This window comes from Clostridioides sp. ZZV14-6009 (genome assembly GCF_020658095.1).
Taxonomy (GTDB): domain Bacteria; phylum Bacillota; class Clostridia; order Peptostreptococcales; family Peptostreptococcaceae; genus Clostridioides.
Map to the genome: position 1 here is coordinate 85,813 of NZ_JAGWDG010000013.1, position 24,380 is coordinate 110,192.

Sequence of the window (24,380 nt, forward strand, 5' to 3'; positions counted from 1 at the left end):
TATGCCTATATTGGAAACTATTAACTTAGGTAAGATTTATGGAAAAAAGGAAACATCTGTACATGCACTAAAGGATGCAAATTTAAAAATAAATAAGGGTGAATTTGTTGCGATAATTGGTCCAAGTGGAAGTGGGAAAAGTACATTTCTACATTTAGTAGGAGGTCTTGAGAGACCAAGTAATGGTACTATAAAAGTCGATGGTAAAGATATATGTTGTCTTTCAAATAAAAAACTAGCAAAATACAGAAGACAAAAAGTCGGATTTGTATTTCAACAGTATAACTTAATTCCTGTATTAAATGTAAAGGAAAATATAGAATTGCCATTAAAGTTAGACAATAAAAAAGTCGATGAAGAATACATCGAAGACCTTATAACTTTATTGGGACTTAATAAAAGGAAAAATCATCTTCCCAATCAATTATCTGGTGGACAACAACAAAGAGTTGCTATTGCACGTGCTTTATCTGCAAAACCAAGTATAATCCTAGCAGATGAACCAACAGGAAATTTGGATAGTAAAACTACAGAAGAAGTTATGGATTTACTAAAAAGTTCTATAAAAAAATATAACCAAACTCTTATCATAATAACACATAATGAAAATATTGCTAGAAAAGCAGACCGAATTATATCTATAATAGATGGAGAGCTTAGTTAAACTAACACTCTAAAACTACTTATAGAAAAGAGGATTTAAATGTTATTAGTTTTAGGTAATTTAAATTTAGACTTGGATTTTGACTACAGAATAATAAGAGAAGATAATAATGATGTAGATATATTTATAGATATTAATTATCGTAGCTTAGATATAGATACTGATGGCTCTAACTTATTTAATTCTAGAATCCAATTCCCATTTGTAAGAGCATTAATTCTAAGGTTGAATAAAAACAATCATTGCATGACAATTCATTTGTTAAGAGATATAGATTTATTTTCTGCCTTTGCTAACTTCGAGGTAGATTACAGCGACTCTGTAATAAATATAAAAAATCAAAATGAGAAAGTAGTTTTAAATAAATCTATCAAAAAGTAGTAAGGGGGCCTTAATAGGCCCCAGTTTTTTTGTTTTCTATACCTATTATATCATGATAAATAGATTAGTCAATAGAATTTTCTGAATATTTTTATAATTTTTTCATAAAGTTTTTTATATATTTTGCTTTAAAATTATATGTAATAAAAAAATTTTGTGACTAATTTTAAAGTTAATTGATTAAATATACATATTCAAAATCAATATGAATTTTCTTACCTTTTATCATTTTTATTTAGGTTTTAAGTTATAATCTATTATTAACAAATTATTTATATAGTTCTAGTAAAATTCTATTTATATGCAAATCGAATAATTTATATACAAATCTAATAGAATCGATATTCTAAAATGAATATTATTTACCATAATAAACTTTCAAATATATCTCTTTTAATTCACTCATCAATGGATATCTAGGATTAGCACCTGTACATTGGTCATCAAATGCTTGTTCAACCATAGCATCCAATCCCTCTAAGAATTTAGCTTCATCTACTCCTGCTTCTTTTATAGTCTTAGGAAGACCCACTCTTGCCTTTAATTCATCTATTGCTTTTATAAGATTATCCACTTTTTCTTGGTCTGTATTCCCCTTAATTCCTGCAAAAGAAGCAAATTCAGCATATCTTTGTATACAATCAGGGTGTCTGTATTGTGAAAATGCACCCATTTTATTTGGAGCCTCTGCACAATTGAACTTGATTACTTCATTTATTAATAATGCATTTGCAACACCATGTTGAACATGGTGGAATGCACCAAGTTTATGTGCCATAGAGTGGCAAATTCCTAAGAAAGCATTCGCAAAAGCCATACCAGCCATAGTAGATGCCATTGCCATTTTTTCTCTTGCTACTTTATCAGTCTTTCCATTTTTATATGCACGAGGTAAATACTCAAATATTATTTTACCTGCTTGAAGTGCTAGTCCATCAGCTGGTTCAGTTCTTAACATAGATACATATGCTTCTAGTGCATGTGTTAAGGCATCAACACCTGACGCTGCTGTTAATCTTGGTGGCATTTCCATCATCATATCTGCATCAATTATAGCCATATTTGGCATTAATTCATAATCTGCTAATGGATATTTTACACCTGAATCTTGGTCAGTTATAACTGCAAATGGAGTTACTTCTGAACCAGTTCCTGCTGAAGTCGGAATAGCTGCAAAGTATGCTTTTTCACCCATCTTAGGGAATGCATATACTCTTTTTCTTATATCCATAAATCTCATTGCTAAATCTTGGAAATCTATTTCTGGATGTTCATACATTACCCACATTATCTTGCCGGCATCCATTGCACTACCTCCACCTACAGATATTATTAAGTCTGGTTGGAAATCAGCCATAGCCTTAGCCCCTTCTCTTGCACAAGCTAGTGTTGGGTCTGGAGCAACATCAAAGAATGTAGTATGCTTAATTCCCATTTCATCTAATAAATCAGTTAGTTTCTTAGTATATCCATTATTGTAAAGGAAAGAGTCTGTTACTATAAAAGCTTTCTTTTTGTTCATAACATCTTTAAATTCTCTTGCTGCTACACCTAAACATCCTTTTTTAAAATAAACTTTTTGTGGGGCTCTAAACCAAAGCATATTCTCTCTCCTTTCAGCTACTGTCTTGATATTAAGTAAATGCTTAACTCCTACGTTTTCTGATACAGAGTTTCCACCCCAAGAACCGCAACCAAGAGTAAGAGATGGAGCCAATTTAAAGTTATATAAATCACCTATACCACCTTGTGATGATGGAGTATTAACTAATACTCTACAAGTCTTCATAGCATTTACAAACTTCTCTACTCTCTCTGGTTGATTTATAGAGTCTACATACAATGATGAAGTATGACCATACCCACCATCAGCAACTAATTTTTCAGCCTTAGCAACTGCATCTTCAAAACTCTTAGACTTGTACATTGCAAGGACAGGAGAAAGTTTTTCATGTGCAAAAGGTTCCTCTACTTCAACAGATTCAACTTCGCCAATTATTATCCTAGCTGTTTTTGGTACTTCTACATCTGCCATTTTAGCTATTACATGAGCTGGTTGCCCAACTATTTTGGCATTTAAAGTTCCATCAATTATTACTACTTTACCTACCTTTTCTGTTTCTTCTTTATTTAAGAAATGTGCGCCACGATATTTAAATTCTTTTTTAACTTCTTCATATATTTTTTCTGGTACTATTACTGCTTGCTCAGAAGCACATATCATACCATTATCAAATGATTTTGATACTAATATTGAACTTACAGCCATTTTTATATCTGCACTCTCATCTATTATTGCAGGTACATTTCCAGGTCCAACTCCAACAGCTGGCTTACCTGAAGAGTATGCAGATTTAACCATTCCAGGTCCACCAGTAGCTAATATAAGGTCTGCTTCTGCCATAACAACATTAGTCAATTCAATTGAAGGCACATCTACCCAACCTATAAGACCTTTTGGTGCTCCTGCCTTAACTGCCGCATCATGTACAACTCTAGCCGCTTCTATAGTACAGTTTTTAGCTCTTGGATGAGGTGAAAAAATTATACCATTTCTAGTCTTTAGGGCTATTAGTGATTTGAATATAGCAGTTGATGTAGGGTTAGTTGTTGGTATAACTGCTGATAATACACCTACTGGTTCAGCAATTTTCGTAAATCCAAATGCCTCATCTTTTTCTATGACACCACAAGTTTTAGTATTTTTATAAGCATTGTATATATATTCTGAAGCAAAATGATTTTTTATAACTTTATCTTCAACAATACCCATACCAGTCTCTTCAACTGCCATTTTTGCTAGAGGAATTCTCTGTTGATTTGCTGCTGTTGAGGCTGCTAAGAAAATTTTATCTACTTGTTCTTGTGTAAATGTTGCAAATTCTTTTTGTGCTAATCTTATTTCTTCTAGCCTTATTTTTAATGTTTCAACACTGTTGACAATCTCAGGACTACATACTTCAACATTTGACTTCTCTACAATCTTTTCTTTTTTATCCATACCAAAAACCTCCCTAAAATAATTATGCATCCTCATATTTTTTATAAATCTTAAATGCATTATCTATATCTTTTAACCTATACTTAAAATAATTTTATAGATTTAATCTCTACACTTTAGATTTTATTTCCTTTATTGTTCTAGGTCAAGAAGTTTTTTTCTGAATATTTCGTGAATTTATTTTTTAACAAATACATTATTTTTTTTACTATTATTAAATTTTTTTACTTAAATGAGATATATTTCATTTAAATAATTTAATTTAACTAAATAAAACACTAAAATGATAATTTATATCTTTCATTTTTTTAACTTATTAAATTTTATATGTTATTTGTACAAGTAATATATAATATTTGGATTCATTTTCATAAAATAATACTTATTTTTGGTTTATATATACTTTTTATTTTTAATAATAACTATATAATTTTAAAAAATACATAATCTAAAATTATTTTAATTTCTATCAGTTATTTTTAAATCAATATTTTAGAATAATATTTTTCATATAGATAAATAATTTTTATATAGCACTCGTTAATTTTTTACTTATGAGATACATACAAAAAAATTTATACTATAAAATTTTCATAAATTTTTATTTACTCATCATATTAATTAATTTTTTCGCAGCTATCTTCAATGAATTAGTTGTTAATAAACCCCAATTTCATTGAATAAAAGTATAAATCATAAAAATTTTTATATTAAATTTGTTATATATGTAAAAGATAAAATTGCATATAATATTTTTTTCATTAAATTTTTTTCTTTTTACAACAAATACTCACTACCTTTTGATATAATATTTTTATCAATTATTATTATATTCAAGTTTTGAAAGGAGTTTTAAAATGAGTTTATTAGTTTTCGGACATAAAAATCCAGATACAGATTCAATATGTTCTGCAATTTCATTAGCATATTTAAAAAACAAGCTAGGAATAGAAGCAACAGCTTATGCTTTAGGAGATATCAGAAAGGAAGCTAAGTATGCCTTAGACTACTTTAAGGTAGATGCACCTGAAATCTTAGATAACGTTAGAATACAAGTTAGAGATTTAAATTATGATAGGGTACTACCTTTAACTCCAACTTCTTCTATATTAGAAGCCTATAATCTTATGGATGAAAAAAATGTTAAAACATTACCTGTAACTTATGAGGATGGAACTTTTGCTGGTATTATTACTATGAAAGAAATAGCTAAAAACCTTCTTCATCAACATTTTACAACTATACACACATCACTATCAAATATCTGCAAAAACCTTAATGGTACTATCCTTGTAGATTGTGGTGAAGATGTAAAAGGTAGAGTTGTTACTTTATCATTTGGTATGGAAACCCTAATAGAGACTTTAAAAGAAGGGGATATAGCTATTGTTGGTGATAGATATGATAGTATTGAATACGCCATCGATACAAAAGTTAAACTTTTAATACTTACTAATCATACAGAAATTTCAAAAGATTTACTAGCTCTTGCTAAAATAAATGGAGTGTCTGTTGTTTCTGTTGAAAGTGACAACTACAAAACTTCTAATGTCATAAATCAATGTAGCTTCTTGGATTCTATAGAAGCCACAGACAACTTGATTACATTTAAAGAAGACGACTATATGGATGAAATAAAAGAAATTATGTTAGAAACAAACTTTAGATCTTATCCTATATTAGACGATGACAATAAGTTTTTAGGATTAATTTCAAAAGGGCATCTATTAAATCCATCTAAAAAGAATGTTGTTTTAGTTGACCACAATGAATATGCTCAAAGTGCTGATGGAATTGAACAAGCAAATATAGTTGAAATAGTTGACCATCATAAACTTGGTGGTATTTCTACTGATGTTCCTATGTCTTTTAGAGTTATGCCTGTTGGATGCAATAGTACTATAATTTATCAAATGTATAAAGAAAATAACGTTGAGATACCTTATGAAATAGCTGGTCTTCTTTTATCTGCTATATTATCTGATACATTATTATTTAAATCTCCAACAACTACTGATATGGATAAGAAAGCTTGTGAAGAATTAAGTAAAATAGCAAAAGTAGACATGGAAAAATATGCTATGGATATGTTTAAATGTGGTACTTCTTTAGATGAGTTTACTATAGAACAAATAGTAAATATGGACTTTAAAGAGTTTAACATGAGTGGACATAAAGTTGGTATTGGACAAGTATTTACTTTAGACACAGACTCTATATTTGCTAAGAAGGATGAATTTTTATCTTATATAAATTCAACTGATTATGACAAATTAGTTCTTGCAGTTACAGATATAATAAAAGAAGGTTCTTATTTAATTTACAAAGCAGAAGATAGATTGATTGCTGATGCATTTGGTATTGAAGGAGTTCAAGGAACATTTGCTCCAGGTGTTGTATCTAGAAAGAAACAATTAGTACCTAACTTAACTACTGCAATTAAAAATTTTAAATAATATAAAATCTTTAGACAACACAAAAACTGTTTCAAATTTAAATTTGAAACAGTTTTTTTCTTACATAACAATAATAAATTCTATAAAAAAAGAATACACTATTAGAAAATTCTAATAGTGTATTCTCTTCTTATTATATATTACACTTTAAATTATTCCTTGACTGGTCTAGCTGGTGTAAACTAAACCAGTCTCTCTCAAATATTAAGCACTTTTTTCTTATTATGTTTTTAGGATTTATTGTCTCTATTATTGTAAACCAAAGTTATGAAATTGTAAATAGAATATATTACCATTATAATGTTTTTTCTTAAGTAAAAACATACAAATAACTTTCTTTTTTTAAACAAAATCATTAAATTAGCTTTAAAAAATGTTAAAATAAATGTTTTCCACATATCTTATATATTTATTTTAATATCTTATATATTAAAAACCTAATCATAAATAATTTAATAGAATTATTTTTCTATAATACTATTAAATAATATTCTAATAAGATTATTGGAGCTATTTAGTATAATAAAAATTTAATATATAACTAAATTTCAGTAAAATAAATTAAATTAAAAAGTGAGATGTATTCATATCCTCTAGAAAATATAATAACATCTCACTTTATATTTAAGTTGTATAGATTTTTACTTTTATCTATCTATGACCTAGTTTTTTTCTACATCTGAGTAATCTACTCCAAAAGTTTCTACAGTCACAGCTTTCATAATTTGTGGAGTCTTTGGCTTGTCCGCTGCTCCTGTTCTAACTGATGCTATTTCATCAACTGTATCCATACCTTCTATAACTCTACCAAAGCCTGCATATTGACCATCTAAATGTGGTGAATTTTTATGCATTATAAAGAATTGAGAACCAGCTGAATTAGGTGCCATAGTTCTAGCCATTGATATAACTCCTCTTTCATGCTTTAGATTGTTAGTAAATCCATTTCCACTAAATTCACCTTTTATAGAATGGCCTGGGCCACCCATTCCAGTACCATTTGGGCATCCACCTTGTATCATAAATCCTGGTATTACTCTATGAAATGTTACTCCATTATAATATCCATCATCTACTAATGATACAAAATTCTTAACTGTATTTGGTGCTATATTTGGGTATAACTCAATTTTTATTTCTTTTCCATTTTCCATTACTATAGTTACTATAGGATTTTTATTTTCCATGACTTATTACCTTCCTTTTTATTAATTAAATTACACAATTACATTTATTATATTATACTCTAAATTAAAGTCTATCAAGTATATTTTTTCCTATTTCATATCCTTCTTGATATATAGTTTTACAAAACTCATCATCAAAGTTAAGAGTATCTTTAGGTGCAAATTGAGTGTTAGGTCTAACTACTATTATTTTATCTTCATTATATATTTTTTTGATGTCATCTGGTAAATCATAATTATACTTTGTGGATATCAAAATAATTTTATCCACATTATCCACAATTAAAGGCTCAATTAATGCACTCCTAATTAGACCTCCATCCAATTTAAAACCATCGTAAATACCATCTTGCACATCCTTCATAAATTGTTCTTTAAATCCAAGAGTAGCATTTGGATTTGATGGTAACAATCCACTATATGAAATGCTTAAGATTGCTTCGCCTTTAGGCATTTTTGACACATTTACAACCTTTTCTGATACTACCTTATTATTAACTTCTACATAATTAACATAGAAGTTCATTTTCTCTATTTTACTATCATCTAGTTCTTTCAGATTGTCTATAGCAGGAGAATTATCCACAGTATTATTTACTATTTTCACATTTCCGTTCTGGATATCTTTTATATTTGTCCACATTTTTTCCAAGTTATCAACATTGCCTGTGTATAAATAATATCCATTTATCGCTCCTATTGATGTTCCTGAAATCGAATAAAAATTATTTATTCCATTATCATATAAAGCCTTAACTACCCCCGCTTGGTAAGCTCCTTTTGCTCCTCCACCTTCTAAGCATAGTCCTAATTTCATAGTTTCATCTCCAAATTATTTATCTTATATTTATATTTCAAAAAATTTACTAAATGTTTTATATATACTATAATGGTCTTCAACATTACCTAATTCTCTTACAGAATGCATTGCTAAAATTGGACTTCCTACATCAACAGATGGTATATCTACATGAGTAGAAGATATTGGACCTATTGTACTTCCACCCCTCTCATCTGACCTATTTACAAATTCTTGATACTCGACATTAGCTTCTTTACATATATTTTTGTAAACAGCTATAGAATATCCATCGCTTGTATATGCTTGACTTGCATTTATCTTTATAACAGGCCCTTTCCCCATAACTGGTTTATTAGTTGGGTCATGTTTTTCTGGAGTATTTGGATGAATAGCGTGAGCTAAATCTGATGATATCATGAAAGACGAATAAATAGACTCAAAAAATCCTTCTCTATCTTTCCCTATTGATAAACATATTCTCTCCAATATATTTAGTAGCATATTTGAATCTGCACCTTGTTTAGTGGAACTTCCAACTTCTTCATTATCAAACACAGCCATTACATTTACACCACTTTGTCCTTTAGTATCAACTAAAGCATTTAAACTAGCATGTACCATTGCAAGATTATCTTGTCTTCCAATAGATATAAATTCATCATTAGCCCCTATTAAACTTCCTTTTTCAAATTCATATAAGAATAAATCAAAGTCTATTATATCTTCCATCTTTACATTTAAATTAGACGATATTTGTTTTAAAATAAAGTTATCTTTTTCTAATGTATCATTTAATAATCCAACTAGAGGTAACATATCTTTTTGTTTATTATATGAATGACCATCATTTATACTTCTATTCAAATGTATAGCTAGATTTGGTATTATACAAATTGGCTTTTTAAAGTCGATAAGTTTTTCCTTTGGCTTAAGTACACTATCTCCTTTTAAGACTACTCTCCCAGCTATACCAAGTGGTCTATCTAACCACGTACTTAATATTGCTCCTCCATAACATTCTGTATTCAGCTTCAAATAAGCTTTCTCAGCTTCTATTTCTGCATTTGGCTTAATACTAAATGTAGGAGAATCTGAATGAGAACCTATTATTCTAAATCCACCTTCTTCTATATTATCTGAGTTAACTACAAAAGCTACTATAGCAGATAAATTTTTAGTCATGTAGTATTTTCCACCTACTTTTAGATTCCATTTCTTATTTAAAGCTAACTCTTCAAATCCATTTTTATCTAAGACTTCTTTGGCACTATCAACTGCGTGAAAAGATGATGGGCTATCGTATATGAAATCTATTAAATTTTTAGCAAAGCTTATACTATCCATTCCTAATTTTCCTCCATTATAAAATATCTAGTGTTGTATATTCTTTATTTATTTTTTTAATTCCTTGTTTATCAAAGGCTATAGTAACATCTGTTCCAATTATAGACACGACTGTTCCAACCCCAAATTTAGGATGATGTACTTTAGAACCAAGCTTTATATCTTCTGGATTAGTCTCTTTATTTGAATCTTTTATTGTAGCATTAACGTTATCTGCAACTTTAGATTTACTTATAGTATTCATATACTTTTTAGTATATTTATCTAACATATTATAACTTGCTTTAGAATAACTTAATTCCTTTTTCATTTTGTACAATCTTTCTATACATTCTTCTGGTAACTCTTCCATAAATCTTGAAGCTATTGCAACATTTGTTTTACCATATAGCGTTCTCTTTTCAGTTAGTGACATGTATAGCTCTTCTTTAGCTCTAGTTATACCAACATAACAAAGCCTTCTCTCTTCTTCTATTTGAGATTCACTCAGAGACTTTATAGCTCTTGATATAGGAAATAGACCTTCTTCCATACCTGTCAAAAATACAACTGGAAACTCTAACCCTTTAGATGTATGTATTGTCATAAGAGAAACTCTATCATTGTCCTCTTCATCATTAGATTCAGATGTAAGTGCTATACTAGTTAAAAATGTCTCTAAATCTTTATTTTCATAAGTATCATCACTACTACTTTCAAACTCTAGTGCTATAGATATAAATTCTCTTAAATTATCAATTCTATCTTGAGCTTCTTCACCTTTACCAGTTAAATCTTTTTCATTTTTATTTCTTATCTCTACAAGTTCATCCATATATCCTGTAGTATCCAAAACTTTTTCTATTAATTTACTAACAGGATAGACTTCTTTTATGGTTCTAAGTGTACCTATAATATCAACAAATCCACTTATACTTGCTCTAGCTTTTGTAGATATATCAGAATTTGTTTCTATATCAATTAAAACTGAATATATACTCTCTTGTTTCAGATTGGCTCTATCTTCAATTTTTTCTATAGTTCTAAGCCCTATACCTCTTCTAGGAACGTTTATAATTCTTTTTATAGATATGTCATCCTGTGGATTTTGAATAACTCTTAAATACGCTACTAAGTCCTTTATTTCTTTTCTCTCATAAAACTTTGTACCACCATATATATTATATGGAATTTGACTTCTGTTTAAAGCGTCTTCTACAGGTCTTGCTTGTGCATTTGCTCTATAAAGTACTGCAAAATCTTTGTATGGTCTATTCTCTTTTCTAGCTATTTGTGCAATTGAGTCAGCTATAAAATCAGCCTCTTCTATTTCACTACCAGTTAGTTGTATCTTTATAAGTTCTCCTTCTTTCTTTTCACTCCAAAGTTTCTTTCTTTTTCTTTCTATATTATTGGATATAACTTTGTTAGCTGCATCTAATATTACTTGTGTTGACCTATAATTTTGTTCTAGTTTAACAACATGTACATTATCATAATCTTTCTCAAATTCAAGTATGTTTCTTATATCTGCGCCTCTCCATCCATAAATACTTTGGTCATCATCTCCAACAACACAGATATTTTGATGTTCTCTAGCTAATAATTTTATTAGTTCATATTGAGCTTTACTTGTATCCTGATACTCATCTACCATTATGTATCTAAATCTACTTCTATAATAAGCTAACACTTCATCATTAGCCTTAAAAAGTTCTACAGTTTTAAGTATTAAATCATCAAAATCAAGTGCACTATTTCTCTTTAAACGGTCTTGATATAGAGCATAAATATCTGCAATCTTAACCATTCTATTATCTGCCATGTTGATATCTTTAAACTGTTTTGGAGTATAAAGCTTGTCTTTTGCTCCTGAAATGGCGCTTATAACTGCTTTTGGTTCAAATACCTTATCACTTAAATTTAATTCTTTAAGACAGTCTTTAACCAATGTAACTTGGTCTGCAGAATCATAAATTACAAAACTCCTATTGTAACCAATCTTATTTATATCTTTTCTGAGTATCCGAACGCAACAAGAATGGAATGTACTTATCCACATGTCCTTAGTTTCAGGACCTATGTTTTGCTCAACTCTCTCTCTCATTTCATTTGCAGCTTTATTTGTAAATGTTATAGCTAATATATTTGGTGCTTGTACACCTTTATCTTCTATAAGGTATGCTATTCTTGTTGTTAATACCTTAGTTTTACCTGAACCAGCACCAGCCAGTATAAGTACTGGACCTTCAGTTTTTTCTACTGCTTCTCTTTGAGCAGGATTTAATGTATCTAAATTCATATTTCTCCTCCTGTTAACAGCCATAAATATATTTTAATCTAAAATATGAATTACTTCAAATTATAATTATGTATTATATTAATAGATTATTGTCAAATTTTAACAATTAGATAACACTTACTTATAAAATTTATTTTTATTCTTTATAAAAAAAATAACCTTATGATTTGGGGAATCATAAGGCACCTTTAAGGGGTCTAGGTTAAGGGTTATTATATAAATCTATTTTTTTAAAATAGGTTTAGGGCTTAATTATTTATTTGTATTAAGTCTCTTTCTTTCCAGTACTTATACAAATCTTCTTCTTTCTTAAATAAAGGTAAGTTCATATTTTTATGTACCTTTACTAACCACGGAGATTCTAATCCAGCTTGTATAATATTGTTCTCATTTACAAATACACTTTCTGCGTTTCCTTCATCAATTAAAATCCCCTTATCCAGTACATATATATAATCGCATATTTCATACATTAAATTCATATCATGACTGGATATTACTATTTTTATATTATTTTCATCTAATCTCTTTATTATATCTACAATAGACCTAGTACTTACTGGGTCTAATCCAGCTGTAGGCTCATCAAGCAATACAATTTCATTTTCCATTGCTATAACTGATGCAATTGCTACTCTTTTTTTCTGACCATAACTTAAAAAGTGTACTGGTCTATCTATAAAATCTATTCCATTAACAGCTATCAAAGCTTTATTTATTCTCTCTTTAATAATTTTTTCATCCATTCCAATGTTTCTCATCGCAAATGCTATATCATCATATACTTTTGAGTAAAATATTTGTTTTTCTGGGTCTTGAAAGACAATCCCTACATTTTTTCTAAGATTATACAAACTCTTCTTATCATACTTTAACTTTTCTTCTTTGAAAAGTATTTCTCCAGACGTAGGCTTTAGTATTCCCATTAAGTTCATAAATAAAGTTGATTTTCCTGAACCATTTGAGCCTATTATACCTATAATATTTCCCTTTGAGAAATCCATATTAATGTTCAATAATGCATTAGCATTTTTTTCATATTGATATGTTAAATTATTTATTTTAAACATCATTATCCCCTACTATGTGAAATTTACCATCATACAATTTTATGTCTAATGATATACACATATCATCATACCTTGTCATAAGCCTTTTGTACAGCATACTTCCAAGAATCCCTAAAGATTTATATGAAGTTTTTAAATTTATGTACCCAAATCTTAATTCTTGTGACTTATATATCTCTGAAAATTCTTCTAAAAATATAAATATAAATCTATATATCAACATTGATAATTCAACAAAGGTGTCCGGTAAATGCAATTTCTTAAAGAAAAATATCAACTGATTAAAAGGTGTTGTAAGTATACAAAAATACACACAAGTTAAACAAGACATAGCTCTAAATAACACATGAATAGACATGTCAATAGATGCCTTTGATATTCCTACATAAAAACTAAAAAACTGAAAACTATATAGTAGGTCTGTTTTATTAAAAGATATATTCACAAGAGTTATACCTATACTAAGAAATAAAAAATACATCGGTATTTGAAGTAATTTCAAATAATTTTTTAAATCTATCCCTGCTACACAAACAACTAAAATACTCATTAAAATCATAATTCCACTTAAGATAAATATATTTTTTATTATCATAGAAGCAATTAGAAAAATTGCTCCTATGGCTACTTTTTTATTTGGATTTACTTTACTTAATCTATTTGTATATGCATATTTATCAATGATAAGCATAATTAACTTCTCTTTCCTTTTTGAAGACCTAATATGTATCCTATTACACCTGCACCTAGAGCTGCTTGTGCAGAGAATAATAAACTCTCTATTTCTCCACTTGGTGGCTCATATGGACTACTAAACCAAGGCTCATAATTTGGATTTATCTTAGTAATTTCACTTTCAGCTTGACCATCTGCTCCTCCATATTCAGCACCTGAATTTACAAGTAATGGGAATATGATAAGAGCTACTACTAATAAAAGTAGTAATATGTTAGTTTTTGTTTTTGTTTTAGCACTCATTAGCTTTAACTCCTTTATCATTATTTTCTAGTATGCTTTTTTCTCCATTTTCTGTAATCAAATTATATACAATTACAGTAAGAATACCTTCTGCTATTGCTATTGGTATTTGAGTCATAAAGAAAATTCCTAAGAATTTAATTGCTGAAGCCATCACTCCACCTGATGGGTCTGGGAAAGCAAGTGCTAGTTGTATTGAAGTTATTGTATATGTGGCTAAATCTCCTATTGCTGCTGCAAGAAATACTGGTATAGCATTGTTTCCATCTTTTTTCTTTAATGCTTTAAATATTAAAAATGATATAATTGGCCCTATTATAGCCATTGAAAAAGCATTAGCTCCTAAAGTAGTTATTCCCCCATGTGCTAGTAATAATGCTTGGAATATTAGAACTATAGTTCCAAGAACAAACATTACACTTGGTCCAAACATTATTGCTCCAAGACCTACTCCAGTAGGATGTGAACAACTTCCTGTTACTGAAGGTATTTTTAATGCTGATAAAACAAATACAAATGCTCCACATAGAGCTAATAAAACTTTCTTCTTAGGGTCTTGCTTTACTATTTTACCTATTGATTTTAATCCCACTAAGAAAAATGGTATAAATATAACTCCCCATGTTATAGACCATTTTACTGGTAAGTAACCTTCCATTATATGCATTGCATTTGATGTAACTGGAGTTAAAATGATTAACATAAGTGCAGCTATAACCCCTAATTTGATATTTTGTTTCATTTGAGTATCCCCTCTCCCTTTCTAATAATTAAAATATGAATAATATATGTAACCTTATTCTAGCAAAATAAAAAAGCCTAACTCGATGGCTAGGCTTCTAATTTTCGACAATCTAAATACAAACACATAAAATAAACATATCTGTATAATTATTATAAGAAACTTTCTCCATCCCCGAAGAAATCACTTTAATATTTTAGGCAGGTCTCCTGACTTAGCTTCATCCTACTCCTCTTCCTTCCCATGAAATATAAAAGCATATTATCATAGTGGCTAACAAAAGTTTCGTCTGCATCACAGTAGCGGGGGCTGTAAAGGAATTTAACCTTCTTCCCTATTAATCTTGCTTAAAGAACCTATAATATTATATATTTAATTTTTAATATTACTTTATTTTTAATTCATTTTCTATATAAATCATTGTATACCTTTTCTGTGAAAATTTCTACATTTTTTACAAATTTTATTCATTTTTATATTTTTATGTATATAAATTCTTTTTTATAAATCAATTAACTCCTAATTATCTTTTTTAAATACATTGAAACCACATCAGAAAATCTAGTTATGTCTCTTGAATATATAAAATCGTTTCCATATATTAATCTTTCAGCTTCAAGTTCTGATTCTTTACCTGTAAATACTCCTAATACTAAAATATTTTGTTTTCTAGCTTTTCTTACTTCATTAGCTGTATCTCTTAAACCAACAATACCTCTATAAGCTTTTTCTCCTCTTAAAGTTCTCTCGCTATTTTTTCCTATCTTTACATCATTTGGCCTTCCATCACTAAGAACTATCAAAATTTTATTTTCTTCGTCTCTATTTATCAAACCACTACATATGGATTTTATAGCTAAACCATCTCTATTATTACCAGCACAGAAGTATTCAAAGATGTTTTCACTATTTTTAATACTGTCATCATAATCCTTAAATCTTTTTAATATCGTGTAATCTAAGAAACTAGAAAAACCCATAACTCTATTTGGTATTCCAACTTCTGTCAAGGCATTTGCAATTATGTAAGCTTGAATTGCTACATCTCCTTGGTTTCTACTTTGAGAACCACTTGCATCCAACAATATATCAATAACATATTTCCCTTTTTCATTTTCTATATCTTTATAAAATATTTTATTATTGTTACTCCTTCCAACTCTCCAAGCTCTATTTGCTAGGATAGTTCCACAATCAGAATACACTCTAGTTTTAGCATTTTCTTCTACTAAAATCCTAGCAAGGCTTTCTTTTAATCGCTTTATTTGTTGTCTATACATCCTAGCATGTTCTCTAAATTTGCCTAAATTATTTTCTTTTTGTCTTGTCACATATTTTAGCTGAAAAACGTTATTACATTCACTTCTAAGAACACCGTCTGTAAAGTGAATTCTGCATCCCTCATGTACGTTTCTGCAATTTTGTGTTTCAAGCTTTTTAATTTCACCCTTACTTAAATAAGTTTTCCCATAATAATGTTCTATTTTTGAATATATTTTATTTACAGTCTCTTCATCAACATATATAACTCTGTCTGCTGAATTGCTAGATTGAGAATCATCAAAATCCCCTACCCCTTCTACAAGCATCGATGAAGATATTGAGTCTATATCACTTTCAATAATGTTTTCTTCTTCATCACTATAAAGTTCTTCATACATAAAATCAGCAAATGTATCAAAGTTTACTTCAACATCCTTTACATTGTTTTCATCATATGTAAAATTGCTTTCTTCTCCGTTTAATATATATTCAAAATAAGTTAAATATATAACATCTAATGCTTTTAAAATCTCCATAATATCTTGATTCGTATCTATATTCCTTATGTCATTAACTATTCTTCTAGTTATACTGTCTAATGCTGGATGCTTGTCCATATTATAAAGTACAAATGCATATTTAATTTTATCCATAATATTGTCATTGTTTATTTTGGTAAAACGTGAAACAATATCTTTATAAGCATTTCTTCTTATATCTTCTATCCCTGGCCTATCTTTAATGGCCTTTTCTTCAACTATTGTATTTAATATAACTTGAATTAGACCCAATATAATATCTTTGTCATATCCTTTTCGTATTCTGTTTGTAAGATATTTTTTAACTATGTCCCAATCTACATATTTTCTTCTAGCTCCTGCAATTATTGCAAAGTATAGACCTATTTCTTTTGAAGAATAATCTTTTTCTGATATATCTATACTTTCATTGTAATCACCAGCTATTGTCCAAGATAAGTTATTTGCTCTATTTTCAAATTCATAATCATCATATATCCATTTCATAATCTCACCTATATTAAATATGACTTATTGGAAATACATCTGCACTCTCCCATTTATTAGGTATTCTCGTTTTAATTACATCTCCAACCATTTCTTTTTCATATATATCAAAAGTCTTTCCTGTCAGTCCCATATTAATTGCAAGAGTTGGTTTCAATCCTCTCCTTATAGTCTTAAGAGATGCCATAAGGCCACGTAGGTCAATAGCTTTACTAGATATCTCACCATTTTGAGATTTCAATTGTAAATCTAAAAATATTCCTGCAAAGTGTATTAATTTCTCTTCATCAGCATCTGAAAATTCATTTTTTAAAATCATCATTAACTTATCTTCTTCTATTGGAGGAATATCTATTACCATAAATCTAGATACTAGTGCTTCATTAAGTTCTTTTGTTCCTGCATACTCGTAATTCATAGTTCCAATAAATCTTGTTGCTGGGTGCAGATTAACTCTCTCATAGCCGGGTACATCAATCACTCGACGATAATCTAAGGCTGAATGAACTACAACTATAGCATCATTTTTTGCCATGTTAATTTCATCAAATACACCAAAGCCTCCATTAATAGCACATTCATAAACTGAACCTCTTCTAAGTTTAACTTCATTGTCTATAAATGTATCTGTACCTATAAGTGTTGAACTATCTGTGTTTATATGAAATGATGTATTCCACTGAGGTCTATTAAATATCTCGCCTAAATTATCAGCAAGTAAATTTTTTCCTGTTGCCTTTGGTCCTGACAATAAAATATTTTCTTCTTCTAAAATCGCTGCTATACACATAGATAATATGTCTTTTCCATAAAAATAAGTTTTAGACTTTGTTACTCTGTATTCTAAATCTTTTTCTAATCCATAATAATTTCTAAAATACAGTACATCTTCAATAAGCTTTCCATCTACCCCTTGTACCCTTAGATTATCTATTATATCCATATTCTTACCCCTTTTATATAAATAGTATTTGTTTCATTTCTTAACATCATTTTAACATAAAAGGATATAAGCTAGAATTGATTTTTTGAACTACCCCACCTTAACTACCTTCGGTAATGTTTGAAGATGTAGATTTCTATTCGATAGCACTTTTGAACTAAGCATTCATAGGCTCTAAGGGATATTCCATCCCCAATAATCTTAATCCTTCTTTTAGTATATTTACACTAGCATTTATATCTCTGTAATGCTGTGTATTGCATTTTTTTCATTTGCAATAAGTGTACTTGGATATTCACGAAAAAATAGCCATATATAAAAATAAATCGGATAATCAATTATATATTAGCTACTGCATATTATTTGCTGATGTTTCTTGATTTTATTCGGTTACACGTATATAATATATGCTGATATATTACGAGGAAAGGGTGGTTGAAATATGGAGTATATGTCTTGCCCCGAAGCAACAAAAAAGTGTGGCATTTCCGAAAGACGAGTACAAAAACTATGTGAAGAAAGTCGCATACCAGGCGTTTCAAAACTCGGGTATATGTGGCTGATACCAAAGGTCGCGGAAAAACCTGTTGACGGCAGAACAAAAAGAAGAAAGGAACTACAATATGAATAGTGTTTTGATTATAGATGATGACAAAGAACTTTGCGCTCTTATGAAAAAATGTGTTGAGCAAGAAAATTTATCTGTTATTACTTCATATGGCGGTGTAGAGGGGTTGGATTTGGTCGATAAAAATAGACACACACTCTCTCTTGTAATTTTGGACATAATGATGCCGGATATAGACGGTTTTCAAGTTCTAAAAAAAATTAGGGAAACAAGTAATATTCCAGTGCTTATGCTTACAGCTAAAAGTGACGAGGACGATAAAATTTCCGGGCTACGTTTAGGTGCTGACGATTATCTAACAAAGCCGTTCAGCATAAACGAACTTATGGCTCGTGTCAATTCTCTTATTCGCCGGTATACTATGTTAAACCCTGCTTTTATAACAGACATGGATTGCATAATAATAAATGGCATGATTATTGACAAGATAAACCGCATTGTTTCCATCAATAATATTCCTGTTCAACTTACAAGCAAAGAGTTTGATTTACTTTCTTTTCTGGCTTCTAATAAGGGACGGGTGTTTACCAAAAAACAGATTTATACACAAGTATGGGAAGAAGAATATGCTTTTGACGATAGTAATATCATGTCTTTCATCAGTAAACTGAGAAAAAAAATTGAACCAGACCCCAACCATCCATTTTATATTTTGACAGTCCGAGGTGTCGGTTATCGTTTTAATAAGGAGGCTTAACATGAATACAAGTGTTTATCTGCTTTTGGTATTTGTTCTTAGCCTGATTATTATAGCGTATCTTGTTTCTGTCCTACGACGTGTCCGAACACAACTTACACTTATAAAAGATGCTTTAGAGGATATAAAAAATGGAAACCTTAATCGCCGTATTTTAACAAGGGAAAGCGACATGACAAGGCAAATTTGCTATGATATTAACGAAATGGCAATCAATGGCCAATCACAGCTTATTCAGCAAAAACAATCAGAACAAGCCTACAAACGTCTAATGACAAGTCTCTCCCATGATGTAAAAACTCCTCTTGCTTCTTTGGTCGGTTATTTGGAAGCATTAGAAAGCAAAATTGTTGTAGGAGAAGAAAAGGACGAATATATCCATGTTGCGTCCGATAAGGCTCATTACTTAAAGCATTTTGTAGAAAATCTATTTGAATGGGTAAAATTGGATTCTAAGGAACAGGTTTTTCATTTTGAGATTTTTGATTTGAATGAGTTATCCCGTAATATTATAGCTGATTGGGTTCCTGTTTTAGAAAGCAGTCATTTTGAATATGAATTTGATATACCCGAAATAGAGTACTTCTTACGCATAGACGCAAACGCATATACCCGTATCCTTAATAACCTATTACAAAATATTATTACTCATAGCGAAGGTGACAAAATGACACTACGAATTTTTGAAAACAAACAGCAAGCTCAAATTATAATAACAGACAATGGGAAAGGTATATCTTCTGACAATCTCCCACATATTTTTGAAAGGCTGTACCAATGCGACCATTCAAGGTCTGCAAAGGGAAATGGTTTAGGCTTGGCGATTGTAAAAGAACTTATTAACGTTCATAAAGGAACTATTACCGCCAACAGTACCCCCTGTATGGGAACAGAATTTACAATATTGCTTCCTAAAGCCCTGTAAAAATACGGGGCTTTCTTACTGCTAAAACAAGATAAAAACAAGGTTACGGCAAGGTTTTGGCAAGGTTCATGTTTTATAATTCTAATTGTAATTGCTTCTGATGTTGTATCAGCTATGATATTGCTGAAGTAAATTTATTGAAAGTGAGGAACTTATATATGAATGATTTTTTGATTGAAACAAAACAACTGACAAAAATTTATGGAAAGCAAATAGCAGTTGATAAAGTCAATCTCCATGTAAAAAAAGGCCGAATTTATGGTCTGTTAGGGCGCAACGGAGCCGGAAAAACCACAATTATGAAAATGATTTTAGGGTTGACTTCAATCACGTCTGGAGAGGTAGATATATTCGGAGAGAGTATTAAAGGCCAAGAAAAACGAATATATCCCCGTATCGGTGCAATTATCGAAACGCCAGGATTTTATCCCAATCTGACTGGGACGGAGAACTTAGAGATTTTCGCAAAGCTACGCGCTACAGCCGCCCCCAATGCCGTAAAAAGCGCATTAGAAATTGTCGGCTTACCTTATAAAAATAAAAAACTGTTTAGTAAATATTCGCTTGGCATGAAGCAGCGACTTGGTATTGCCAACGCTATCCTGCATGACCCAGAACTGTTGATTTTGGACGAGCCAACCAATGGTCTTGACCCTATTGGCATTGCGGAGATGAGGGAGTTTATTAGGAATTTGAGCGTTGAGCGCGGAAAGACAATTCTTATTTCCAGTCATATTCTTTCGGAAATCTCATTATTGGCTGATGATATTGGAATTATCGACCATGGTATTCTTCTGGAAGAAAGTAGCATGAGCGAACTGGAAAAGAGAAACAGTAAATATATACTGTTACAAGTTTCAGATATTCCGAGGGCGTCATTGATTTTAGAGCGTCAATTCAACTCGAAAAATTATTCCGTTCAAGACGACCACACCCTACGCCTTTATGACACTACTCTGGATATGGGTGAAATCAATAAAGCACTTGTAATGCAGGATGTAACTGTTATTAGTTCTCAACTTTGTAATGATACCTTAGAGGACTATTTTAAAAAAATCACAGGAGGAGAGGGCATTGCTTAAACTTATTCAAACAGAATTTCTTAAACTGCGTCGCAGGAAACTTATTTGGCTCATGTTGTTGGCCGCCCTCATTATGCCGTTTTTCGCACTACTATATTTCAATTATTTTGGGGAAACAGGGGTTGACCCGATACAGTTTTATAAATGGTCTGCATTTGGTTACACACTTTGGATTATTTTGCCCGTTGTTTTGGGTATGCTTTGCACCATGCTTATGCACGAAGAAAATCAGTATGATATGCTCAAACAACTTTGGATTGTACCTATCAGCAAAATGGGATACTTTTTTAGTAAATTTTTTGTTGTTTTGATTTACTCTATTTGTTTTATGCTGATTACAGCCGTTGCTTCCGTGCTATTTAGTGTACTTTCTGGATATGTCGTATTTAAATGGGGAAGCATTTTATATTTGTTGGAAAAATGTTTAGAAATTGGTGTAATCACTGCTTTTGTAATGTTGCCGATTTTGGCAATCGCTACATCTCAAAAAGGATACATTCTCCCAATTTGTATCACATTGGTATATGCCTTTTCCGGTTTTGTTCTAATGACAATAAATATGTATTTACACCCATTATCCAGTATGGGAGTTATTATCATGAGAAATAAAGACATTCCAGGTCTTATATTTTCACAGGAAATTAATGTCCCATTAGCATTTCTTTGTATTTGTATTTGGAGTATTGTATCAGTATTGTTTGCAAACATTGCACTAGGAAGAAGAAAGTGAGGTGTAGATAATGTGGAAATTACTTTGGGCTGAATGTCAAAAAATTCGTCGTTCAAAAATTGTTTGGATTACAGTTTTTGCATCCATTATGATAGCAGTCATAGTTTTTGCAGGAGGGCAGGATGTATATAATGACCTAGATTTACATTATGGCTTAAAGAGCGTTTATGACGGTTCACGGTATATAGACAATGCAGGTTGGTATATGGATGCGGTACAACCTTGGTCAACTTTTTTTGTTCTTCCTGCTGTCATTGCCCTATTAGGAAGCTATATTATTTGTCGTGAAGAAGAGGAGGACACTATTAAATCCCTGCGTCTTATTCCCATAAATGAAACAAAATTAACCATAGCAAAAATGATTATTACTTTTATATTCAGTATACTTCTTTATTTGTTACTCTTTACTATAACATTTTTGACTGAATCCGTTTTACATTTTTCCGATTTATCGATAAAACTGGTTTTAAGTTGCATGAAAGAGTATTTTCTTGATGGCATAGGTGTATTCCTTGCAATTTCTCCCATTATTGCCTTGGTATCGCGCATGAAAAAAGGATATTGGCTTGCATTAGTATTCACAGAAGTTTATTCTATTGCTGGACTATTTGCAGGTATGTCAAATGTCTTACAAACCTTTTTTCCTATTGCAGCAATATTTAATCTTTCTGGATACTATATAACTACTGGAGAAAAAATTATGGGGAGTATCATAAGTTTATTACTTTGTGCCTGCCTTTCTGCATTTATACTGAAAGGGCTAAAACACAATGAAAAAAATTGAAATAGGTATATCAAAATGAAAAAGATAAAAAAACTGATTATTCTAATTGTATTCTTGTTTCTTTTTGGTATGTTACACTGTTATACTGAATGGAAATTCAACAATGACCCACCTAAAGGGGTAATAGAAAGAATAAATGAGTGGACTGATAAGATTGGACTGGATTAGTAACTTATGTTAATTATAGTGAATGTAATATTAGCAAGTTATTGTTTCATATTTTAATACTATAATTTTAAATATTTGGTTTTAATCTGCCAAACGAATGTAAAAAAACTGTCACAGAAGCAACATATTTTTGAACATTTATAAAGTGGTAGTTTTGATTTTCAAAGCTGTCGCCTTTTCTTCTATATAAGCAAACTTACCCTCAACAAAGTGTAAAACATGGTACATTTTAAGAAAAAAGTACCACAGACACAAGCGATAAAAGAAACGCCGAGAACCTACAAAAACGTAGTGTTTATGCAGATTTACGACGCCTTCTATTTTCTCAACCGTCTTAATGACCTTGTACAAAAAAAATTTTCTAATATTTTTTATAATCTTATCTTGTGATGTTTTTTATGTATATATGACTTAATACCAATTCCAATAAAAATTATGGATATTGGTATAATGAGAACTAGGAATTTATAATCATTATAATGTGACATTATTTTTACCCAACTCTCTGAAAAAATATACCCAATACTAATTAACGAAGTATTCCATATGGTGATACCCACAATAGAGGATATAATAAAAGTTATAATATTCTGACCTGCAATACCTGCTATAAAAGATATGTATGTTCTACATAGAGGAATTAACCTACATACACAAACAGAAATAGAAGAGTATTTGTTAAAATAATCTTGTGATGTAAAAATTCCCTTTTTTGCCTTGGGACATATCTCTACTATCTTATTTATGATAGATTTTCCTCCCAAATTGCCTATTGTATAACAAAATATTGAACCAAGTATACCTGCAACTATACTTAAAATTAAAATAGTTAAAAAACCAAAATGATTTCTTGCTGCAATAGCTCCACAAAGTGGTAAAACTACTTCACTAGGTAATGGAAAACAAGCATACTCAATCATAATTAATACAAATACAGATATTAATCCATATTGTAAAATAAAACTATTGATTACAGACACCTAATTATCTATCTCCTTTCTTATTTAAAAGTACATACCTATAAAACCTCACATCCTACATTAAAAGAATTAATTTATAAAAAACTCTTTTAAATATTATATGTGTTTATATAAAGCATTTATAACAGACTTATCCTTTTTAAATAAGAAATTTGAAAATAAGAAACTTGACAACAAAAAATAAAAAAAATTACGTGGCTACGTCCTACTCTCCCAGGCAGTTTCCCACCAAGTACCATCAGCGCTAGA

Annotated in this window: 22 protein-coding genes and 1 riboswitch; of the genes, 10 read left to right on the plus strand and 12 right to left on the minus strand. The window is 30.0% G+C overall.

All coding sequences use genetic code 11. The features are described 5' to 3' along the window. Position 1 precedes the first annotated feature (1 nt). Positions 2-664, plus strand: coding sequence for an ABC transporter ATP-binding protein (locus tag KGF36_RS15060; RefSeq protein ID WP_227829301.1), 663 nt, complete (start codon positions 2-4; stop codon positions 662-664). A 39-nt stretch (positions 665-703) separates the two neighbouring features. Next, positions 704-1,045: a hypothetical protein gene (locus KGF36_RS15065; RefSeq protein WP_227829300.1), complete on the plus strand. Its 342-nt coding sequence runs from the start codon at positions 704-706 to the stop codon at positions 1,043-1,045. 358 nt (positions 1,046-1,403) lie between these two features. Here the strand turns inward: KGF36_RS15065 and adhE are convergent, their stop codons facing one another. After that, complete coding sequence (gene adhE / locus KGF36_RS15070; protein WP_227842898.1) at positions 1,404-4,046, minus strand: bifunctional acetaldehyde-CoA/alcohol dehydrogenase; 2,643 nt, start codon at positions 4,044-4,046, stop codon at positions 1,404-1,406. 857 nt (positions 4,047-4,903) lie between these two features. On the opposite strand from adhE, the gene KGF36_RS15075 reads away from it, so the two are divergent. Continuing rightward, positions 4,904-6,502: a putative manganese-dependent inorganic diphosphatase gene (locus KGF36_RS15075; RefSeq protein WP_227841488.1), complete on the plus strand. Its 1,599-nt coding sequence runs from the start codon at positions 4,904-4,906 to the stop codon at positions 6,500-6,502. A gap of 662 nt (positions 6,503-7,164) precedes the next feature. Here the strand turns inward: KGF36_RS15075 and KGF36_RS15080 are convergent. The 10 genes from KGF36_RS15080 to KGF36_RS15125 form a co-directional block, all read right to left on the minus strand. Beyond that, positions 7,165-7,689, minus strand: a complete 525-nt coding sequence (locus KGF36_RS15080) for a peptidylprolyl isomerase (RefSeq protein ID WP_227830372.1) — start codon at positions 7,687-7,689, stop codon at positions 7,165-7,167. A 64-nt stretch (positions 7,690-7,753) separates the two neighbouring features. After that, positions 7,754-8,506, minus strand: a complete 753-nt coding sequence (locus KGF36_RS15085; protein ID WP_227830373.1) for a patatin-like phospholipase family protein — start codon at positions 8,504-8,506, stop codon at positions 7,754-7,756. 30 nt (positions 8,507-8,536) lie between these two features. Further along, the gene (locus tag KGF36_RS15090) at positions 8,537-9,835 is read right to left on the minus strand and encodes a M18 family aminopeptidase (RefSeq protein WP_227843059.1); all 1,299 of its coding nucleotides are present in this window, start codon (positions 9,833-9,835) and stop codon (positions 8,537-8,539) included. Positions 9,836-9,851: 16 nt separating this feature from the next. Further along, positions 9,852-12,116 carry a DUF3553 domain-containing protein gene (locus KGF36_RS15095; RefSeq protein ID WP_227843058.1) on the minus strand — a complete coding sequence of 755 codons (2,265 nt, stop codon included), beginning with the start codon at positions 12,114-12,116 and terminating at the stop codon, positions 9,852-9,854. Positions 12,117-12,364: 248 nt separating this feature from the next. Next, the gene (locus KGF36_RS15100) at positions 12,365-13,186 is read right to left on the minus strand and encodes an energy-coupling factor ABC transporter ATP-binding protein (protein ID WP_227854820.1); all 822 of its coding nucleotides are present in this window, start codon (positions 13,184-13,186) and stop codon (positions 12,365-12,367) included. Continuing rightward, positions 13,179-13,877 carry a cobalt ECF transporter T component CbiQ gene (gene cbiQ / locus KGF36_RS15105; RefSeq protein ID WP_227840786.1) on the minus strand — a complete coding sequence of 233 codons (699 nt, stop codon included), beginning with the start codon at positions 13,875-13,877 and terminating at the stop codon, positions 13,179-13,181. Before cbiQ ends, KGF36_RS15100 begins: the two co-directional genes overlap by 8 nt. A 2-nt stretch (positions 13,878-13,879) precedes the next feature. Next, the gene (locus tag KGF36_RS15110) at positions 13,880-14,164 is read right to left on the minus strand and encodes an energy-coupling factor ABC transporter substrate-binding protein (protein WP_227830378.1); all 285 of its coding nucleotides are present in this window, start codon (positions 14,162-14,164) and stop codon (positions 13,880-13,882) included. Beyond that, positions 14,154-14,906, minus strand: a complete 753-nt coding sequence (locus tag KGF36_RS15115; RefSeq protein WP_227854821.1) for an energy-coupling factor ABC transporter permease — start codon at positions 14,904-14,906, stop codon at positions 14,154-14,156. Before KGF36_RS15115 ends, KGF36_RS15110 begins: the two co-directional genes overlap by 11 nt. Before the next feature lie 181 nt (positions 14,907-15,087). Beyond that, positions 15,088-15,281: riboswitch (cobalamin riboswitch) on the minus strand. Between the two features lie 137 nt (positions 15,282-15,418). Beyond that, positions 15,419-17,194: a nitric oxide reductase activation-like protein gene (locus tag KGF36_RS15120; protein ID WP_227843056.1), complete on the minus strand. Its 1,776-nt coding sequence runs from the start codon at positions 17,192-17,194 to the stop codon at positions 15,419-15,421. Positions 17,195-17,207: 13 nt separating this feature from the next. Then, entirely contained in the window at positions 17,208-18,137 is a 930-nt protein-coding gene (locus KGF36_RS15125; protein WP_227843055.1) for an AAA family ATPase, read from the minus strand. 442 nt (positions 18,138-18,579) lie between these two features. Between KGF36_RS15125 and KGF36_RS15130 the strand changes: the two genes are divergently transcribed. From KGF36_RS15130 to KGF36_RS15160, 7 genes are all read left to right on the plus strand, one after another. Next, positions 18,580-18,768: a helix-turn-helix domain-containing protein gene (locus tag KGF36_RS15130; RefSeq protein WP_227843054.1), complete on the plus strand. Its 189-nt coding sequence runs from the start codon at positions 18,580-18,582 to the stop codon at positions 18,766-18,768. Beyond that, positions 18,761-19,462 (plus strand): response regulator transcription factor, encoded by a 702-nt coding sequence (locus KGF36_RS15135; RefSeq protein WP_227830382.1) that lies wholly within the window; start codon positions 18,761-18,763, stop codon positions 19,460-19,462. The genes KGF36_RS15130 and KGF36_RS15135 overlap by 8 nt, the downstream gene beginning before the upstream one ends. Before the next feature lies 1 nt (position 19,463). Beyond that, positions 19,464-20,387: a sensor histidine kinase gene (locus KGF36_RS15140; protein WP_227854822.1), complete on the plus strand. Its 924-nt coding sequence runs from the start codon at positions 19,464-19,466 to the stop codon at positions 20,385-20,387. Positions 20,388-20,545: 158 nt separating this feature from the next. Beyond that, positions 20,546-21,469 carry an ABC transporter ATP-binding protein gene (locus KGF36_RS15145; RefSeq protein WP_227854823.1) on the plus strand — a complete coding sequence of 308 codons (924 nt, stop codon included), beginning with the start codon at positions 20,546-20,548 and terminating at the stop codon, positions 21,467-21,469. Beyond that, entirely contained in the window at positions 21,462-22,199 is a 738-nt protein-coding gene (locus KGF36_RS15150) for an ABC transporter permease (protein WP_227854824.1), read from the plus strand. The genes KGF36_RS15145 and KGF36_RS15150 overlap by 8 nt, the downstream gene beginning before the upstream one ends. A 10-nt stretch (positions 22,200-22,209) precedes the next feature. Further along, on the plus strand, positions 22,210-22,983 hold the full coding sequence (locus KGF36_RS15155; RefSeq protein ID WP_227854825.1) for an ABC transporter permease: 774 nt from the start codon (positions 22,210-22,212) through the stop codon (positions 22,981-22,983). 15 nt (positions 22,984-22,998) lie between these two features. Further along, positions 22,999-23,151 carry a hypothetical protein gene (locus KGF36_RS15160; protein WP_009888176.1) on the plus strand — a complete coding sequence of 51 codons (153 nt, stop codon included), beginning with the start codon at positions 22,999-23,001 and terminating at the stop codon, positions 23,149-23,151. Positions 23,152-23,522: 371 nt separating this feature from the next. Here KGF36_RS15160 and KGF36_RS15165 read toward each other — a convergent pair whose 3' ends face one another. After that, the gene (locus tag KGF36_RS15165; RefSeq protein WP_227840778.1) at positions 23,523-24,131 is read right to left on the minus strand and encodes a DedA family protein; all 609 of its coding nucleotides are present in this window, start codon (positions 24,129-24,131) and stop codon (positions 23,523-23,525) included. Between the last annotated feature and the right edge of the window lie 249 nt (positions 24,132-24,380).

Excerpts from the sequence above, each read along its gene's own strand:
- KGF36_RS15060 (WP_227829301.1), top strand. The coding sequence starts at position 2 with ATGCCTATATTGGAAACTATTAACTTAGGTAAGATTTATGGAAAAAAG.
- KGF36_RS15065 (WP_227829300.1), top strand. The coding sequence starts at position 704 with ATGTTATTAGTTTTAGGTAATTTAAATTTAGACTTGGATTTTGACTAC.
- adhE (WP_227842898.1), bottom strand. The coding sequence starts at position 4,046 with ATGGATAAAAAAGAAAAGATTGTAGAGAAGTCAAATGTTGAAGTATGT.
- KGF36_RS15075 (WP_227841488.1), top strand. The coding sequence starts at position 4,904 with ATGAGTTTATTAGTTTTCGGACATAAAAATCCAGATACAGATTCAATA.
- KGF36_RS15080 (WP_227830372.1), bottom strand. The coding sequence starts at position 7,689 with ATGGAAAATAAAAATCCTATAGTAACTATAGTAATGGAAAATGGAAAA.
- KGF36_RS15085 (WP_227830373.1), bottom strand. The coding sequence starts at position 8,506 with ATGAAATTAGGACTATGCTTAGAAGGTGGAGGAGCAAAAGGAGCTTAC.
- KGF36_RS15090 (WP_227843059.1), bottom strand. The coding sequence starts at position 9,835 with ATGGATAGTATAAGCTTTGCTAAAAATTTAATAGATTTCATATACGAT.
- KGF36_RS15095 (WP_227843058.1), bottom strand. The coding sequence starts at position 12,116 with ATGAATTTAGATACATTAAATCCTGCTCAAAGAGAAGCAGTAGAAAAA.
- KGF36_RS15100 (WP_227854820.1), bottom strand. The coding sequence starts at position 13,186 with ATGTTTAAAATAAATAATTTAACATATCAATATGAAAAAAATGCTAAT.
- cbiQ (WP_227840786.1), bottom strand. The coding sequence starts at position 13,877 with ATGCTTATCATTGATAAATATGCATATACAAATAGATTAAGTAAAGTA.
- KGF36_RS15110 (WP_227830378.1), bottom strand. The coding sequence starts at position 14,164 with ATGAGTGCTAAAACAAAAACAAAAACTAACATATTACTACTTTTATTA.
- KGF36_RS15115 (WP_227854821.1), bottom strand. The coding sequence starts at position 14,906 with ATGAAACAAAATATCAAATTAGGGGTTATAGCTGCACTTATGTTAATC.
- KGF36_RS15120 (WP_227843056.1), bottom strand. The coding sequence starts at position 17,194 with ATGAAATGGATATATGATGATTATGAATTTGAAAATAGAGCAAATAAC.
- KGF36_RS15125 (WP_227843055.1), bottom strand. The coding sequence starts at position 18,137 with ATGGATATAATAGATAATCTAAGGGTACAAGGGGTAGATGGAAAGCTT.
- KGF36_RS15130 (WP_227843054.1), top strand. The coding sequence starts at position 18,580 with ATGGAGTATATGTCTTGCCCCGAAGCAACAAAAAAGTGTGGCATTTCC.
- KGF36_RS15135 (WP_227830382.1), top strand. The coding sequence starts at position 18,761 with ATGAATAGTGTTTTGATTATAGATGATGACAAAGAACTTTGCGCTCTT.
- KGF36_RS15140 (WP_227854822.1), top strand. The coding sequence starts at position 19,464 with ATGAATACAAGTGTTTATCTGCTTTTGGTATTTGTTCTTAGCCTGATT.
- KGF36_RS15145 (WP_227854823.1), top strand. The coding sequence starts at position 20,546 with ATGAATGATTTTTTGATTGAAACAAAACAACTGACAAAAATTTATGGA.
- KGF36_RS15155 (WP_227854825.1), top strand. The coding sequence starts at position 22,210 with ATGTGGAAATTACTTTGGGCTGAATGTCAAAAAATTCGTCGTTCAAAA.
- KGF36_RS15160 (WP_009888176.1), top strand. The coding sequence starts at position 22,999 with ATGAAAAAGATAAAAAAACTGATTATTCTAATTGTATTCTTGTTTCTT.